Below are 15,033 nucleotides of genomic sequence, written 5' to 3'. Positions count from 1 at the left end.
ACTTTCGGCTGCACGCGCTGATGAGTGCGTGCTCTTGGTCATCTCGTGGGGTCATCATGTCATTAAAACGTACCAACTATGCAAAATTACCTAAGCCGGGTGGGCCCTATGTGCACGCGGTACGCCACGCCGATACGCTGTACGTCTCTGGCCTGACCGCCTTTGCCACCGAAGCCCAGGGGCAAGCGGTACAAGACCAGGCTCGCGCCATACTGGAACAACTTGCGGCCGTGGCTGCCAGCGAGGGCACCAATCTTAAATCACTGATCAAGATCACCGTTTTTCTGACCGAAATAGCCGACCTGGCCACCATCCGTGACGTCCTGTTCGACTATCTGGACGGGGCGCTCCCTGCCAGTTCTCTGGTTGCCGTCAGCGCCCTGTTTTCGCCCGATTTGAACGTCGAGATCGAAGCCATTTTGGCACTGTAAATCAGGGGGCGCTATAACGCGCCCTCATCCAGTTCACAAGGCCCAATTTTGAACCAGGCCTTCGCAATCTTCCCTTGCTCAATCTCATAGATGGCAATAACGTCCATCTTCCCGCGTCCCTGCGGAAAATTGCGCGTGACCACCTCTTGGTCTATCACCAAATTCTCCACAACCATACGTTTGATACGCTCACCGTAAAGGCTAGGCTCTTGGAAGCGGGCAAGATGACGCTCACGAATTTCACCTTTACCACGGGCAAGCAGCGTATCCGGATGCTGATAATACAGCGCATCGTCGGCCCAGCAGGCCATAAAGGCGTCGATATCACGGGCATTGTAGGCATCAAGCTGCTGTTGCACGATCTCTTCTGGGCGTACTGTTTTGCTGTTCATCGTAATCCCCTGCATAACGTTGAATCCGAGGTTAAAGCTCGACGATTTCATCCACCTGATGGTGAAACACGTAAGGATCGGAGATCAGCGCGAAGGCTTCATCATCCGGATAAGTGACCGCAACTTGATAGGCTTCACCGGCAAAGCATTTGATGGCCTCCAGCGAGGTCCAATAAGTTGCCAGAAAGAAATGCGCATAGTCTCCCTGCACCTCTTGCCTGACAAAAGCCCCACGGTTGCCCGCAATCTCTTTAGCATGCTTGACGCCAGTGACATGCAAATGATCGGCAAATCCTTGCCGATGTTGTAGCGGCACGCAGCCGTGCCAGGTTCTGACAATCATCGCCACCCACTGAATATAAAACCGGAAATAGTGAATAAATAACCTATCATGTTTTTAGCCGATTTCAATCCGTCAACGCATGATTTTTAAACCGATGCAGAAAGTGACATGACAGCCCTTATCCGCTATGACGCTGTCGGGAATAATCTGCTAATTTAGCAACTGGACTGATTGATGATGAGTGACTATGCAGCAAAAGCCGGTTTTGCACGAAGCCAGACAGTTGAAACGCCTTAACGCCGCAACGCGGCGGCAGTCGCACATGTATAAGTGGATTGCCCTGGTGGCGGCGCTGGATGCATTGTTGGTGTTTTATTATGACCGGGATATGCGTAATGTTTCATTTTCAACCCTGGTGGCCCTGGTTTGCGGCTATCTGTGGATCCGCGATCGCAATAAAGCACGCGGCTATCGGCGTGAGTACGACGACAAATACGGCAACTCTCGCCACGAGTAATCCCTCCTCACTTCCAGCCTATTGATAAGGATCGATTTGTGCATTCTCCAACTGTCTCCCCAGAGCTGCTACAACCCTTCACTCCGTTTCAGGCATTAGCCCAAGAGCTACTACCTCTGACGCTAGAGGGCGATGATGGCTCGCATGATGTGGCCCACCTGCACCGCGTTTGGAAAAATAGCCGCCAAATCAGTCAGGATGAAGGAGGAGACCAGCAAATTCTGTGTGCCGCCGTGTTACTGCATGACTGCGTTGCGGTAGAGAAAAACTCTCCTCAGCGCCATCTGGCCTCACGCATGGCAGCAGAAAAAGCCAGCATCGCGCTGGCAAGCCTTGGTTGGTCTGTTGACTCTATCAACAAGACTGCGCACGCGATCGAAGCCCACAGCTTTTCTGCCGCTATTCCCCCACAAACGCTGGAGGCCAAAATCCTGCAGGATGCCGACAGACTGGATGCGATTGGCATGATCGGCGTTGCCCGTTGTTTCTACATCGGTGGCCGCATGCGTAGCGCCCTATACGATGCCGCCGACCCGCTGGCGCAACAGCGCCAGTATGATGACAAGCGATTCACTCTGGATCACTTCGAAACCAAGCTGTTCAAACTACAGGAAGGGTTTCAGACTGAGGCAGGCCGAAGGATGGCGGCATTACGCACGCAACGCATGCGCCGCTTTCTCAGCGAACTGCTGGAAGAAGTTTGATAACTACAGAGCAATATCTTTGCCATAAATGCTGTACACTGAAAGTCAACTTCACAACACAGGTTGCCAAAATGAAGAGACTAACGCTGAAAGAGATGACAGAAAGCGAACAACGTGAAGTAAAGACCGATCTGGACAGAGCAAGCAAAAACCTCGAGCGCCAGTTAACCAACTCCGAACATAATAAAATTAAAGACGAAGCCATCGATCGCATTATGGCCGCACGTGAAAAGATTGCCAAAGCGACCCGCGCAGAACGCAAAGCCAACCGGGCGCAGCCAACAGGTGCCACCTTCAGTTGGACTGCCTCCATCAGCACGCGCCCACATCGTTGATCACAGACCCCGTTTCGGCGGGGTCTCTGTTTGATAAGCCAGATTCATCTACGCCCTGCCATTATTAATATCCCTATTATCATCTGGTTATCCATTGACAGTTAACCGTGACCTGTCCACTATCGGGGGACATTCACAGGTTATGAGATCGCCATGTCCCCTTTCATCCAACAGGCCACACCGCAGCAAACCGCGTTGACCGTGGGTGAAGCTTTGGCGTTTACTTCGAAGAAACAGCCGCTCATTTGACCGGGGCGCGCTGTCCCGTCAGATGAGCTGACTGGATGGTGTGCAACGCGATACCCCTCTCTGGTTTTTTCATCTGACTCCTAGTCGGTCACGCAGCAGGAGTTTTACATGGCTTCATTTTCCGGTATTTGGGTAGCACTGGTTACCCCATTCAATCATGACGACGTTGATTTCCCGGCAGTCAAAAGGCTGGCTCAGCATCTGATCGCCAAAGGCGTCGCTGGCGTGGTGGTCTGCGGTTCGACCGGCGAAGCCGCGGCCCTGAGCAAAGAAGAACAGTTGGCGGTGCTGGATGCCGTTCTCGAAGTGGTGCCAGCCCGCCAGGTGATCATGGGCCTTTCCGGTAATAACATGGCTAGCACCTTGCAGATGCAGCAGGCCATCAACCAGCGCGATATCGCCGGTGTGCTGATCCCCGCGCCATACTATATTCGCCCTTCGCAGGCGGGCCTGGTGGAGTATTTTACCCGCCTTGCCGATGCCTCTCGCGTGCCGGTGATTTTGTATAATGTGCCTTATCGCACCGGAGCAACCTTTGAGCTGGCAACGCTGCGGCAACTCGCCCGTCACCCACAAATCAAGGCGATCAAAGATTGTGGCGGCTGCCCTGAGGCCACCATGGCGCTGATCCACGACGGCGAGATCGACGTGCTGACCGGCGAAGACCATCTGATCCTGACCACGCTATGTCTGGGGGGCAGTGGCGCAATTTCCGCTGCGGCACACCTGCACCCGGAACGCTTTGTTGCTCTGGTGGAACAAGTCGCGCAAGGGGATCTGGCCGCCGCACGCAGCAATTTCTATACCCTGCTGCCGATGATCCAGCAGATGTTCAGCTACCCGAACCCAGGCCCGGTTAAAGCGGCACTGTCGCAGCAGGGGCTGATAAAAAACGAGCTTCGTTCCCCAATGCAAACCGCACCACAGGCGTTGCAGCAGCAGATCGCCGATTTACTGGCGCAGTTGCAACCTCTCGCCCTGGCGGAGTAATAAAATATTGTTCGTAAAACCGCTGTAATTTTTCCGGCCTAGGACTAGGATGGGAAGTTAAACCTGCCTGTCCTTCATCACCATCAAGGAGTTTTCGATGAAATTGTTCTATAAAGCTGGCGCCTGTTCCCTGTCCCCCCACATCGTATTACGTGAGGCCGGGTTGGATTTCACCGCAGAGAAAGTCGATTTAGCTCACAAGAAAACCGAAAGTGGTGCCGACTATCTGGCGATCAACCCGAAGGGGCAAGTCCCGGCGTTGGTACTTGACGATGGCAGCCTGCTGACCGAGGGCGTGGCGATTGTGCAATACCTGGCGGATCGCGTACCGGATCGTAACCTGATCCCGGCCGCTGGCACGCTTTCTCGCTATCATGCGATCGAATGGCTGAACTACGTGGCCACCGAGTTGCACAAAGGCTTCAGCCCGCTGTTTAACCCGAAGACACCGGACGAATACAAAGCGATTGCCCGCGATAAGCTGGCTAGCCAGTTCAGCTACCTGGATTCAGTGCTGGAGAAGCAGCATTACCTGTTGGGCCAGCGTTTCAGCGTGGCGGACGCGTATCTGTTCACCGTGTTGCGTTGGGCGAAGGCGTTACAGTTTGATCTCACGAAGCACGCACACCTGACGGCTTATTTCGATCGCGTAGCGGCTCGCCCAGCGGTGGCAGCCACGTTGAGTGCCGAGGGTCTATAAAGACTGAGTAAAAGAAAGGGGCCACATTGGGCCCCTTGTCAGTATCAAAACAGATTATTTCCAGTCAACCAGGCAGTAATGCTTTTTGCCGCGACGTAGCAGCGTGTAACGGCCAAACAGGCGATCGCTGTCGGTAAACAGATATTCAGGGTTGGACTGCTTCTCACCGTTGATGGTCACCGCGTTGGAACCGATCATGGTGCGAGCCTGCCCGCGAGAAGGAACCAGCTCTGCATTCACCAATGCCTGTTGCAGATCCGCATCGTTCTCCAGCTTGATGGTTGGCATGCCATCCTGAGCCAACTGCGCAAAGTCCGCCTCGGTCATTTCGTGCAGAGCACCAGAGAACAGGCTCTGGGTGATACGTTTCGCCGCGGCTAACCCCTCAGCGCCATGCACCATACCGGTCACTTCTTCTGCCAGCACATACTGGGCGCGCGGTGCTTTGCCGCTGTTCTTGTCTTCTTCTTCCAGCGCATTAATCTCTTCAATGCTCAGGAAGGTGAAGAACTTCAGGAAGCGATAAACGTCCGCATCCGCGGTGTTGATCCAGAACTGGTAGAATTTGTACGGGCTGGTTTTTTCCGGAGCCAGCCATACTGCGCCGCCTTCGGTTTTGCCAAACTTGGTACCGTCTGACTTGGTGATCAATGGCACCGTCAGGCCGAACACCTGTTTCTGGTGCATGCGGCGAGTCAGGTCGATACCCGAGGTGATGTTGCCCCACTGGTCGGAACCACCGATCTGCAGCTCCACCTGATGGCGGTTATACAGCTCGGAGAAATCGAACCCCTGCAGCAGGTTGTAGGAAAACTCGGTGAAGGAGATCCCGGAGTCATCACGGTTCAGGCGCTGCTTGACCGCTTCCTTGTTGATCATCTGGTTTACTGAGAAGTGTTTACCGATGTCACGCAGGAAGGTCAGCACGTTCATGCCGCCAAACCAATCGTAGTTGTTGGCCGCAATGGCGCTGTTGCTGCCACAGTCGAAATCGAGGAACGGAGAAACCTGCTTGCGGATTTTCTCGACCCATTCGTTGACCGTTTCCGTGGTGTTGAGTTTGCGTTCGGCGGCTTTAAAGCTTGGGTCGCCGATCATACCGGTCGCGCCACCTACCAACGCTACCGGCGTATGGCCGGCCAGTTGGAAACGCTTCAGGCACAGCAGAGGCACCAGATGGCCCAAATGCAAGCTGTCAGCGGTCGGATCGAAGCCGCAATACAGTGCAATTGGCCCTTGCGCCAGTCGCTCTGCTAACGCTTCCTCGTCCGTCACTTGAGCCACCAGGCCCCGCTCTTGCAGTTGTTGAATCAGGTTGATGCTAGCCATCAATTTCTCCATGTATAAACGAATGCACCTTTGCCGGTACACGGCCTTCGCCCATTGGCGAAAATCACAAAATTCGGGGTAGCGCATAGAATAAAGCGCCAGCGGCATCAGTGCCAGCGCTTAAGGGGGATTTTCCGTCTATCAGGGTGCCAGTCGGTCAATTTTCCAGTCATTTCCCTCGCGTTGATACAGGAAACGGTCATGCAAGCGGTGCGCGCCCCCTTGCCAGAATTCAACGGAGTCGAATCTGACGCGGAAACCGCCCCAGAAACTGGGCAATGGCACTTCTCCTTGCTGGAACTTTTGCTTCAGTTCGAGGAACTTGCTTTCGAGGATGCCACGGGCAGAAATGCGCGTTGACTGTTGCGATACCCAAGCGCCTATCTGGCTGTCTTTGGGCCGACTGTTGAAATACTTCATCACTTCCAGCGTCGATAGCCGCTCGGCCTTGCCGAGGAAGATCACCTGGCGATCCAGCATATGCCACGGGAACAGCAGGCTGATATGCGGGTTTTGCGCCAGCTGCTGCGCTTTGCGGCTGCCCAGGTTGGTATAAAACACCAGCCCCTGGTCATCGAAGTGCTTGAGCAACACGATACGTTGGAAAGGCTGTCCCTGCTCGTCCACGGTAGCGACGCACATGGCGGTAGGATCCGCCAGACGCGCCTCACAGGCCTGTTTGAGCCAGCGTTCGAACAAATCCAGGGGGTTGGCGGTCAGATCGTTACGGCGCAGCCCGCCACGGGTATATTCACGGCGCAGATCCGCCACATCAAACTCATTATTATCAGTCATCTGGATTAGCAACCAAGCGGTAAATTCGTTGTCATATTCTGCGCCTGTAGCAGCAGGATCTCAATCATTCTGCTGCTACAAGGTAGGTTTATTGAGCCAGCACGCAGTCGCTCATGATCACTTTATCATTGCGCTCGACAAAGGCGTTTGGCCCTTTCGACCAGAAGGTGTATTTACCGTCGCTGTATTTGGCACCGGACGCCGCCACCACCTGTTTCAGCTTCAGCTGTTCGCCGTCCATCAGGAAGCTGACCGTGCTCTCTTCACCATTGAGCTCCACGGTGAGCGGTGTCGTTCCGCATTGATAATGCAGCGTTTCGCTCTTATGTGGAACCACGTAGCTGCAACCCGCCAACGCGAGAACCCCGGCAACCATCACTATTTTTTTCATCAGGTGCTCCTTAAGATATTAACCCTTTCTTTATCCTAACAGAGCTAGCGGTGGCCCAACGGCAAAACCGGATAAATCCCACCCAGCAGCGTTTCACAACTGGCACCGGTAACCGAAGGCAGATTTCCCGGCAGACCGGAAATGGTCCGGAATGCCAGCCAGGCGAAGGCCAACGCCTCCATGTCATCCCCACTGACGCCAAAGTGATCGGTGGTAGCCACCTCGGTCCCCGGCAGTAAAGCGGACATTCGCGACATCAGCAGTGGATTACGGGCACCACCACCGCAGACCAGCAGCCGCTCACAGCCCCCAGCCAGCATCACCTGCTCGCTAATGGTGGTGGCGGTCAGCTCCACTAGCGTGCTCATCACATCCACCGGTGCTAACCCCGGCAACGTCGCCAGCTGTTTTTCCAGCCAGCTGATATTGAAATATTCACGACCGGTACTTTTCGGTGCCGGTAAGGCGAAATAAGGATCGGCCAACATCTGCTGCAATAGCGGTAAGCAAACGCGCCCTTCCATCGCCCAAAGGCCATCTTTATCAAAAGGTTTCGAGCGGTGGCGCCATACCCACGCATCCAGCAGCATATTCCCCGGCCCGGTATCAAAACCGCGCACCGGTGCGCCGGGCAGTAGCAGTGACAAATTAGCGATGCCGCCAATATTCAGCACCATGCGGCGCTCGGTTGGGTGAGCTAACAAAGCCTGATGAAACGCCGGAACCAAGGGCGCCCCTTGGCCACCATAGGCCATATCACGGCGGCGAAAATCCCCCACGGTAGTAATATTAGTCAATGCCGCCACCCGGTTATTGTCCCCTAGCTGCATCGAAAAGCGTGTCTCACCCTCCGGTTCATGCCACACCGTTTGGCCATGACAGCCAATGGCGGTGATTTCATGGGCCGGAATACCGGTCTGTTTTAACAACCCCAGCACCGCTTCACCGAACAGCGTGCCCAACTGGGCATCCAACCGTCCTACGGCAGAAAGCGTCGTCTGCTGCCCTTGACACATCCCCAGAATATCTTTTTTCAGTTGGATCGGCATTGGGTGGCTATAGCTTGCCTGTTGCGCCACCATACGTTCATCGATCGCGGCAAGCACCACGTCGATCCCATCCAGACTGGTGCCGGACATAACACCAATATAGCGGCCTGACTTCATCAGCACTATCCTTTACCCTTTCCAGGTTGCAACCGTTTTCACCCTTTAAATAGACCAGAATTGTGCGATTAACGCCATGAATTATGATGTCTTTTTTACAGGCTGTGAGCGAAGTTGTTTATTTTATGTCGAGCGTTGGTTACATAATAAGCAACTCAAGGGAGGATAAAGCGTCGGTTATTTGTTTTCAGTTCTGTCACAAAGTTAAACCACCGTTTATTATTGGTTGAACAGAGAAAAGCTAAGCTGTATACAGAAGGCAACACATGGGTGATATCAAACCGATTCAACCATCATTGCTGTAATATTTATAGAACTTGGTTTGGGTCTATCTCCCAGATCTGGATTACCAACTGCAGGAGCTTTATATGATCAAGCGTCTTCTTGTTGTCGCTCTCGCCTCCGTCACACTGGCGGGCTGTGCAAACCAAACCGCGTCCGGTGATGTCTATTCCGCCTCTCAGGCCAAACAGGTACAAACCGTGACCTTTGGGACCTTGGTATCCGTACGCCCGGTGCAAATTCAGGGCGGTGAAGGCTCAAGCATGCTTGGCACTATCGGCGGCGCAGTCCTGGGTGGATTCCTGGGTAATACTATTGGTGGCGGTACTGGCCGTAGCCTGGCAACCGCAGCGGGTGCCGTAGCCGGTGGTGTGGTAGGCGATAGCGTCGGTAGCGCTGCTAGCCGTAGCAACGCCTGGGAGCTGGAAATCAAAACCGATAACAAAGAAAATATCGTGGTGGTACAGAAAGCCGGGTCAACTAAATTCAGCCCAGGTCAGCGCGTTCGTATGGCGCAAAATGGCAGTACCGTTACCGTTTCTCCACTGTAACGTCCTTGCCTGAATGCAAAACCGGAGGCCCCTGGGCCTCCGGTTTCTGTTTGTTGCTGTGACTAAGCATAATAAAAAGGCGCTGGATTTATTGTTTTTCTTGCAGTTCGATGATGTTCTGTTCCAGCTTGCTAATCAGACCAACTAAAAGTCTCACTTCTTCTGCCGAGATACCGCTGAGTATTTCGCCTCTGGTCGACGTGATCACACTATCCACTTCACGAATAATCGGCTCTGCCGCCTCGGTCAATTTGATGCGCTTGGCACGTCGATCGTTAGCGCAGGTGTGACGGGTGATCAACCCTTTTTCTTCCAGCTGATCCAAGGTACGTACCAAGGAAGGCTGCTCAATACCGATCGCTTTTGCCAACTGGATTTGCGACTGTTCAGGCGGTAATCGATTGATATTGTGCAATGTCACCCAATGCGTTTGTGTAAGCTCCAACGGCTTTAGCCGATGATCGATCAGCGCACGCCAAACACGAACTAATCGTGCTAAATCTGAACCTAACGTTGATTCCACTTCCCCCTCCTTATAGTTAGCATGCTAACATTACTCCCAAAAGTGTAGCCCATTTTGGTTAATTAACATTAAAAACACAAATGTATATAATCCAAATCGCAAAAATAGACACATTTCTCTCGGTAATTGGTTATCCTCTATGCAAACATCCTTCATATTCACTCATCGGGATTGCTAACGTGAATACGACCTGGCTCCACACTGCGTCACCACTGCCCGATCTGGTGCTGGGTGCATCGCTTTATTTCCCTCCTCTCTTTAAAGCTTTCTTACTCGGATTAGTCTTCTGGCTGCTGGTGCATCATTTGCTACGCGACTGGATGTACTCCGGTGATATCTGGCACCCTATGCTGATGGATCTGTCCATTTTCGTCATTACCGTCAGCGGTTCCCTGTGGCTCCTAGCGAGTTGGTAGCTCATGAAGCATAAGACATTAAAGTATTTTTCGACGGTTATTGTTTGCGCCATCGCGCTTTGTGCCGGCTGGTGGTTATGGAATTACTACATGCAATCCCCTTGGACACGCGACGGTAAAGTGCGGGCTGAGCTCGTCAACATTACCCCGGAAGTCTCTGGCAGATTGGAGAAGATACTGGTTCATGATAACCAGTTCGTTACTGCGGGCAGCCTGATTTTCAGCATTGACCCAGTGCCTTACCAAATTGCGTTGGACAATGCCGAGGCGGCGCTGGCCAAAGCGCAGGCCGATATGGCCAAGGCCGATCACGAAGCGTCCCGTCGCCGTAGCCTGCCCCGTAACGTCATCTCCTCTGAAGATCTGGATGAGTCAAACCTGGCTGCCGCCTCCATGAAAGCCTCGTATAAGGCGGCTCAGGCCAATCTGGAACAGGCCAAATGGAACCTCAGTAAGACGCGGATCTATGCCCCAACCGACGGTTACATTACCAACTTACAGGCCCGAGTCGGCAACTACGCCACCGCAGGAACGCCGTTGGTGGCGCTGGTAGACACCCATTCGTTCTATGTGCTCGGTTATTTCGAAGAGACCAAGCTCAGGCATATCAGGGAGGGCCGCAAAGCGGATATCGTGTTGTATAACGGCAATATTCGGCTGCAAGGGGTGGTCGAAAGCATTGGCCGGGCCATTTACGACCAAAGCGCTGACAGCAGCAGTGATTTGTTGATGGATGTGAAACCCAATGTACCTTGGGTGCGCCTGGCACAACGGGTGCCGGTACGTATCAAGCTGATCGATATTCCGGCCGACCTGACTCTGGTAGCCGGTACCACCTGCACCATTTCAATTCATCAGCAGGACTAATGTGTGAACCTGCCCTTTCTTGAATGGAAGCGTTCGCCCTGGGGTAAAGCCACCGCAGGGCAGTGGCGCTATGCGTTACGCAACACCCTGGCAATGTGCCTGGCGCTATGGGTCGCCTTCGTTTTACAGCTGGATGAACCCTATTGGGCGCTGACCTCCGCCGCCGTCGTCAGTTTCCCGACGGTTGGCGGCGTGATCAGCAAGAGCATTGGCCGCATTTTTGGCAGCTTGCTTGGTGCCATGGCGTCACTGCTGATTGCCGGTTGTCTGAACGATCCCTGGTTGTTCACCCTGTCGATTGCCAGTTGGTTGGGGCTGTGTACCTACATTTCCAACCACTACCAGAACAATGTCTCCTACGCCTTTGCTCTGGCTGGCTATACCGCCGCTATCATCGTGTTTGGCACGGTTAATATTACCGACACCCAGCAAATTTTTGATATCACCCAGGCACGCGTCTGTGAGGTGATCACCGGTATCCTGTGCGGCGGCCTGATGATGATGATCCTGCCAAGCACCTCGGATGGCGCAACGCTGCTGGTATCACTACGCCGCATGCACTTACGCCTGCTGGAACACGCCGCCATGCTGTGGCAACCGGAAATCAGCCTGCGGATGCGTACCTCCCACGAGGGCGTTATCGGCCAGATCCTCACCATGAACCTGCTGCGTATTCAGGCCTTCTGGAGCCATTACCGTCTGCGTCGGCAAAACAATATCCTCAACTACATGCTGCACCAGCAATTGCGCATCACCAGCGTCATCTCCAGCCTGCGCCGCATGTTGTTAAACTGGCCAGACCGTCCGGAGAATCTGGCGGCGGTGTTAGAGCAACTGTTGAATGAATTACGCGATCCCACCACGGATAAATATCGGCTGGCGCATATTCTGGTCACCATCGCCCCTCAGGATCCGGCAGATTATCGCCATCGGGCCTTCTTCCTGCGCCTACGCCACTTTTGCTGGCTCTATCTGCGCTGTACCCGTTGGTTGCAACGGCTGGAAAGCGCTACCCAGGTCAGCGATATCGAACCACCGCGGGTTACCTCATTAGCGCGCCATACCGACAGCGTTGAGGCTGCTTACAATGGGCTACGCACCTTCTTGTGTATCCTGATCGGTTGCGCTTATTGGATCACAACCCAGTGGGACGCCGGTAGCTCTGCGCTGACGCTGATCGCCATCAGTTGCGTGCTCTATTCCTCTACGCCTTCGCCGATCAAATCCATCACCACCTTACTGAAGGCCATTTCCCTGCTGTTTGCCTTCTGCTTTGTGATGAAGTTTGGCCTGATGATCCAGATCGACGACTTCTGGGTGTTTTGCGCCTTCCTGTTCCCGACCCTGGTCACGATGCAGATGATGAAACTGCAAAATCCCCCCTATGCCCCACTCTGGGGTCAGTTGATCGTGTTTATGGGATCGTTTCTCGCCGTGACCAACCCGCCGAGCTACGATTATCAGGGCTATATCAATGACAGTCTCGCCAAGATTGCCGGTGTGCTGTTGGCCGGATTGGCGTTCCAAATCCTGCGGCCCAGTTCTGACAAACGTAAAAGCCGACGGATTATTCGCGCATTACGCCGTGATTTTATCGATCAGTTGAGTAAGAAACCGCAGCAAAGCGAAAGCCAGTTTGAGTCGCGTATCTATCACCGCATCAGTCAACTGAATCAAAGCCTGGATCAGGAAGCTCGCACCTGGCTATTACGTTGGGGAGTAGTGCTGCTGAACTGCAGCCACGTGGTCTGGCAACTGCGTGATTGGCAAACCCGATCAGATCCGCTGGCCGCCGTACGTGACGTCTGTATTCATTGTTTGAAGGGAGTCATGACTGAGAAAGGGGTGCAGCATGCGTCGTTGGACGCCACCTTGCAGGAGTTGCAGCGTATGAGTAACGCACTTGCCCAACATCCAGAACAGGCAGCACGTGATTTGGCGGGCTTGATTTGGCGGCTGTACTGCTCACTGCAGCAGTTACAGCAGGCGATCATTCCACCGGAAGCGGTAACAGCGCCCACGCCAGGCTGACGCGGGCAGCTGATTTATTTGATTACGCCACAGGCGAAGCGATCGCCACCACCACCCAGCGGTTTGGGTTGATCGGAGTGGTTATCCCCCCCGGCGTGTACCATCAGCGCCTTGCCTTCGATTTCGCTGATTTTCTTCAAGCGCGGAGCCAGCACCTGAGTGTCAGCCATACCGTCCGCCGTGACATAGATTGCTGGCAAATCGCCTAAATGCCCGTTGGCATCATAAGGCCCGAGATGCTTGCCGGTTTTCTCAGGATCAAAGTGGCCACCCGCAGCCAGTGCGGCTACCGCCTTACCCTCTTTCATACCCGGCTCACAGCTGCCTTTCTCATGAACGTGAAAACCGTGCACACCGGCAGGCAAGGCTTTCAGTTGCGGGGTGAACAACAGGCCATAAGGCGTTTCGCTAATTGTGATTTTACCAATGTCCTGACCAATTCCCTGGCCGGTCACCAGATTCATTTCGACATCAACCGTTGCCGCCTGCGCAACGCCACAGGCCATCAAACCCAATGCCGCACACCAATAACGTTTCATCACTCAATCTCCATGCGATAGTTATAGTCCTTAGGGAGTATATACCGATTAAACCTTGCTACAGGGGAAACCGTCGTTAATCAGCGCTGCCACTGAGCCGGTTATAATATTTTGTGACCTTGCTCCCGTATTCCTTGGTTTTCTGCCCCCCTGCGTCGGCAAGTGTCATTAACATAAAGATACTGGCATTCTTAATGTTTTGGGCTGCAAGCTTACTGATAATATTTAGCCAAGGGGTGCAAGTGAAGTAGCGGCAAAGGCTGGCACGATGCCAGCCTTACCCGCTCAACTTAAGGTACGTCGTAACCCAGTGCCGCTTTACGAATGCGGAACCACTGCTGGCGGCTCAAGGTTAGCTCTTGCGCCTTCAGGGCCGAACGTACGCGTTCGATCTTGCCGGAGCCGATGATTGGCAGCGGTGCCGAAGGCAGACGCATCACCCAGGCATACACCACCTGCTCAATGGTTTCGGCACCAATCTCTTGCGCCACCGTTTGCAGTTCATCGCGTAACGGCTGGAACTCAGCATCGCTGAACAACCGCCCGCCACCCAGACAAGACCAGGCCATCGGTTTGATACGCAACTGCTGGCATTGATCCAAGGTGCCGTCGAGGATCGCAGGCTGATAGATCGGGGAAATTTCGACCTGGTTAGTCACCAGCGAGAACGGCAGACGCGACTGCAATAAGGAAAACTGTGCTGGCGTAAAGTTCGAAACGCCGAAATGGCGCACCTTGCCGCTTTTATGCAGCGCCACAAAGGCTTCTGCTACCTCATCGGCTTCCATCAACGGATCGGGGCGATGGATCAACAATAAATCCAGGTAGTCCGTATGCAGGTGCGATAATGACTGCTCTGCGCTATGCACGATATGCTCGCGATCGGTGATGTAATGCCCGATAGGGTTACCCGGCTTGGCGGTGGTCGCGATGCCGCACTTCGACACCAGCTCCATCCCCTGGCGCACCGAGGGCTGTAGCTTGATAGCCTCGCCAAAGGCCTGCTCGCAGGCATAGCCACCATAAATATCCGCGTGGTCCGCCGTGGTCACCCCCAGCTCAACGTGTTGCTTGATAAACGTCAGCAACTGCTGCGGAGACATGCCCCACTCCATCAAACGCCAGTAGCCGCAAATCATGCGTGAGAACTCTGGCCCAAGGGGTGCCAGCTTAGTACGATTCAGCATTGTTAAACCTCATGACAATAGTTAACGCCAGCATACACAAGCGTCCAAGACGTAGGAAACGCAAAAGTGGCCTTTACGTGCGGCAGATCGAGAAAATCAGCATTAAAGTTAAAACAGTGAGGGCTGCTCTGGCGGGATCTCTTCCGGCTGCTTGCCGGTACGCAGTGAGCGCAGGTAACGCTGGCGACACAGGCGCAGAACGTCCTTTTTCTGGACATCGTTCATTTGCATCCAGCCAAAGCGCTCCTCGCGGCTGCGCAGGCAACCACGACAATAGCCGCGCTCATCGGCCTGGCAAATGCCACGACACGGGCTTGGGATGTCAAAGAACTCGAGTTGCTGCGCCACACGTCCT

20 protein-coding genes are annotated in these 15,033 nt (G+C 54.0%); 10 read left to right on the top strand and 10 right to left on the bottom strand.

The features are described 5' to 3' along the window. Positions 1–53 precede the first annotated feature (53 nt). Positions 54–431, top strand: coding sequence for a RidA family protein (locus KGP17_RS12275; RefSeq protein ID WP_071683715.1), 378 nt, complete (start codon positions 54–56; stop codon positions 429–431). An 11-nt stretch (positions 432–442) separates the two neighbouring features. Here KGP17_RS12275 and KGP17_RS12270 read toward each other — a convergent pair whose 3' ends face one another. Both KGP17_RS12270 and KGP17_RS12265 read right to left on the bottom strand, forming a co-directional pair. Continuing rightward, positions 443–823, bottom strand: a complete 381-nt coding sequence (locus KGP17_RS12270; protein WP_021804535.1) for a nuclear transport factor 2 family protein — start codon at positions 821–823, stop codon at positions 443–445. A 31-nt stretch (positions 824–854) separates the two neighbouring features. Beyond that, positions 855–1,166 (bottom strand): hypothetical protein, encoded by a 312-nt coding sequence (locus tag KGP17_RS12265; RefSeq protein ID WP_071683635.1) that lies wholly within the window; start codon positions 1,164–1,166, stop codon positions 855–857. A 187-nt stretch (positions 1,167–1,353) separates the two neighbouring features. On the opposite strand from KGP17_RS12265, the gene KGP17_RS12260 reads away from it, so the two are divergent. The 5 genes from KGP17_RS12260 (at position 1,354) to gstA (ending at position 4,601) form a co-directional block, all read left to right on the top strand. Further along, a complete protein-coding gene (locus KGP17_RS12260) occupies positions 1,354–1,623 on the top strand; it encodes a hypothetical protein (protein ID WP_115158447.1) in 270 nt (89 codons plus the stop codon). A 38-nt stretch (positions 1,624–1,661) separates the two neighbouring features. Beyond that, positions 1,662–2,327 (top strand): HD domain-containing protein, encoded by a 666-nt coding sequence (locus KGP17_RS12255; RefSeq protein WP_115158446.1) that lies wholly within the window; start codon positions 1,662–1,664, stop codon positions 2,325–2,327. Positions 2,328–2,398: 71 nt separating this feature from the next. After that, on the top strand, positions 2,399–2,662 hold the full coding sequence (locus tag KGP17_RS12250) for a DUF3811 domain-containing protein (protein WP_021178074.1): 264 nt from the start codon (positions 2,399–2,401) through the stop codon (positions 2,660–2,662). 357 nt (positions 2,663–3,019) lie between these two features. Then, positions 3,020–3,901: a 4-hydroxy-tetrahydrodipicolinate synthase gene (gene dapA, locus KGP17_RS12245; protein ID WP_021804539.1), complete on the top strand. Its 882-nt coding sequence runs from the start codon at positions 3,020–3,022 to the stop codon at positions 3,899–3,901. 97 nt (positions 3,902–3,998) lie between these two features. Beyond that, positions 3,999–4,601, top strand: coding sequence for a glutathione transferase GstA (gstA, locus tag KGP17_RS12240; protein WP_021178076.1), 603 nt, complete (start codon positions 3,999–4,001; stop codon positions 4,599–4,601). Between the two features lie 54 nt (positions 4,602–4,655). On the opposite strand, the gene tyrS is transcribed toward gstA, so the two are convergent. The 4 genes from tyrS to anmK all read right to left on the bottom strand — a co-directional run bounded on the left by tyrS (position 4,656) and on the right by anmK (position 8,282). Next, a complete protein-coding gene (gene tyrS / locus KGP17_RS12235) occupies positions 4,656–5,930 on the bottom strand; it encodes a tyrosine--tRNA ligase (protein ID WP_024529915.1) in 1,275 nt (424 codons plus the stop codon). 141 nt (positions 5,931–6,071) lie between these two features. Then, on the bottom strand, positions 6,072–6,725 hold the full coding sequence (pdxH, locus tag KGP17_RS12230) for a pyridoxamine 5'-phosphate oxidase (RefSeq protein WP_021804541.1): 654 nt from the start codon (positions 6,723–6,725) through the stop codon (positions 6,072–6,074). A gap of 88 nt (positions 6,726–6,813) precedes the next feature. Beyond that, positions 6,814–7,116 (bottom strand): MliC family protein, encoded by a 303-nt coding sequence (locus KGP17_RS12225; protein ID WP_223499443.1) that lies wholly within the window; start codon positions 7,114–7,116, stop codon positions 6,814–6,816. A 44-nt stretch (positions 7,117–7,160) separates the two neighbouring features. After that, positions 7,161–8,282 (bottom strand): anhydro-N-acetylmuramic acid kinase, encoded by a 1,122-nt coding sequence (gene anmK, locus KGP17_RS12220; RefSeq protein ID WP_021804542.1) that lies wholly within the window; start codon positions 8,280–8,282, stop codon positions 7,161–7,163. A 368-nt stretch (positions 8,283–8,650) separates the two neighbouring features. Between anmK and KGP17_RS12215 the strand changes: the two genes are divergently transcribed. Continuing rightward, positions 8,651–9,115, top strand: coding sequence for a glycine zipper 2TM domain-containing protein (locus KGP17_RS12215; protein ID WP_021178081.1), 465 nt, complete (start codon positions 8,651–8,653; stop codon positions 9,113–9,115). Between the two features lie 88 nt (positions 9,116–9,203). Here the strand turns inward: KGP17_RS12215 and slyA are convergent, their stop codons facing one another. Next, entirely contained in the window at positions 9,204–9,638 is a 435-nt protein-coding gene (slyA, locus tag KGP17_RS12210; RefSeq protein WP_021178082.1) for a transcriptional regulator SlyA, read from the bottom strand. Positions 9,639–9,817: 179 nt separating this feature from the next. Between slyA and KGP17_RS12205 the strand changes: the two genes are divergently transcribed. Genes KGP17_RS12205 through KGP17_RS12195 form a run of 3 tightly spaced genes read left to right on the top strand, consistent with a single transcriptional unit; the run spans position 9,818 to position 12,952 of the window. Next, positions 9,818–10,054, top strand: coding sequence for a DUF1656 domain-containing protein (locus tag KGP17_RS12205; RefSeq protein ID WP_024486868.1), 237 nt, complete (start codon positions 9,818–9,820; stop codon positions 10,052–10,054). 3 nt (positions 10,055–10,057) lie between these two features. Next, positions 10,058–10,921, top strand: coding sequence for an HlyD family secretion protein (locus tag KGP17_RS12200; protein WP_059200720.1), 864 nt, complete (start codon positions 10,058–10,060; stop codon positions 10,919–10,921). A gap of 3 nt (positions 10,922–10,924) precedes the next feature. After that, a complete protein-coding gene (locus KGP17_RS12195) occupies positions 10,925–12,952 on the top strand; it encodes an FUSC family protein (protein ID WP_223499442.1) in 2,028 nt (675 codons plus the stop codon). A 14-nt stretch (positions 12,953–12,966) separates the two neighbouring features. On the opposite strand, the gene sodC is transcribed toward KGP17_RS12195, so the two are convergent. From sodC to KGP17_RS12180, 3 genes are all read right to left on the bottom strand, one after another. After that, positions 12,967–13,491 (bottom strand): superoxide dismutase family protein, encoded by a 525-nt coding sequence (gene sodC / locus KGP17_RS12190; protein ID WP_021804545.1) that lies wholly within the window; start codon positions 13,489–13,491, stop codon positions 12,967–12,969. A gap of 290 nt (positions 13,492–13,781) precedes the next feature. Then, positions 13,782–14,678, bottom strand: a complete 897-nt coding sequence (locus tag KGP17_RS12185; protein ID WP_021804546.1) for an aldo/keto reductase family oxidoreductase — start codon at positions 14,676–14,678, stop codon at positions 13,782–13,784. 108 nt (positions 14,679–14,786) lie between these two features. Further along, the gene (locus tag KGP17_RS12180) at positions 14,787–15,026 is read right to left on the bottom strand and encodes a DUF1289 domain-containing protein (protein ID WP_021804547.1); all 240 of its coding nucleotides are present in this window, start codon (positions 15,024–15,026) and stop codon (positions 14,787–14,789) included. Between the last annotated feature and the right edge of the window lie 7 nt (positions 15,027–15,033).

Source organism: Serratia sp. JSRIV001, from assembly GCF_019968745.1.
In the GTDB taxonomy this organism is placed as follows: domain Bacteria; phylum Pseudomonadota; class Gammaproteobacteria; order Enterobacterales; family Enterobacteriaceae; genus Chania; species Chania fonticola_B.
This window is presented reverse-complemented; position numbering and strand designations above follow the sequence as displayed.

Excerpts from the sequence above, each read along its gene's own strand:
- KGP17_RS12225 (WP_223499443.1), bottom strand. The coding sequence starts at position 7,116 with ATGAAAAAAATAGTGATGGTTGCCGGGGTTCTCGCGTTGGCGGGTTGC.
- dapA (WP_021804539.1), top strand. The coding sequence starts at position 3,020 with ATGGCTTCATTTTCCGGTATTTGGGTAGCACTGGTTACCCCATTCAAT.
- tyrS (WP_024529915.1), bottom strand. The coding sequence starts at position 5,930 with ATGGCTAGCATCAACCTGATTCAACAACTGCAAGAGCGGGGCCTGGTG.
- pdxH (WP_021804541.1), bottom strand. The coding sequence starts at position 6,725 with ATGACTGATAATAATGAGTTTGATGTGGCGGATCTGCGCCGTGAATAT.
- KGP17_RS12250 (WP_021178074.1), top strand. The coding sequence starts at position 2,399 with ATGAAGAGACTAACGCTGAAAGAGATGACAGAAAGCGAACAACGTGAA.
- KGP17_RS12215 (WP_021178081.1), top strand. The coding sequence starts at position 8,651 with ATGATCAAGCGTCTTCTTGTTGTCGCTCTCGCCTCCGTCACACTGGCG.
- KGP17_RS12270 (WP_021804535.1), bottom strand. The coding sequence starts at position 823 with ATGAACAGCAAAACAGTACGCCCAGAAGAGATCGTGCAACAGCAGCTT.
- KGP17_RS12185 (WP_021804546.1), bottom strand. The coding sequence starts at position 14,678 with ATGCTGAATCGTACTAAGCTGGCACCCCTTGGGCCAGAGTTCTCACGC.
- anmK (WP_021804542.1), bottom strand. The coding sequence starts at position 8,282 with ATGAAGTCAGGCCGCTATATTGGTGTTATGTCCGGCACCAGTCTGGAT.
- sodC (WP_021804545.1), bottom strand. The coding sequence starts at position 13,491 with ATGAAACGTTATTGGTGTGCGGCATTGGGTTTGATGGCCTGTGGCGTT.
- gstA (WP_021178076.1), top strand. The coding sequence starts at position 3,999 with ATGAAATTGTTCTATAAAGCTGGCGCCTGTTCCCTGTCCCCCCACATC.
- KGP17_RS12200 (WP_059200720.1), top strand. The coding sequence starts at position 10,058 with ATGAAGCATAAGACATTAAAGTATTTTTCGACGGTTATTGTTTGCGCC.
- KGP17_RS12260 (WP_115158447.1), top strand. The coding sequence starts at position 1,354 with ATGCAGCAAAAGCCGGTTTTGCACGAAGCCAGACAGTTGAAACGCCTT.
- KGP17_RS12265 (WP_071683635.1), bottom strand. The coding sequence starts at position 1,166 with ATGATTGTCAGAACCTGGCACGGCTGCGTGCCGCTACAACATCGGCAA.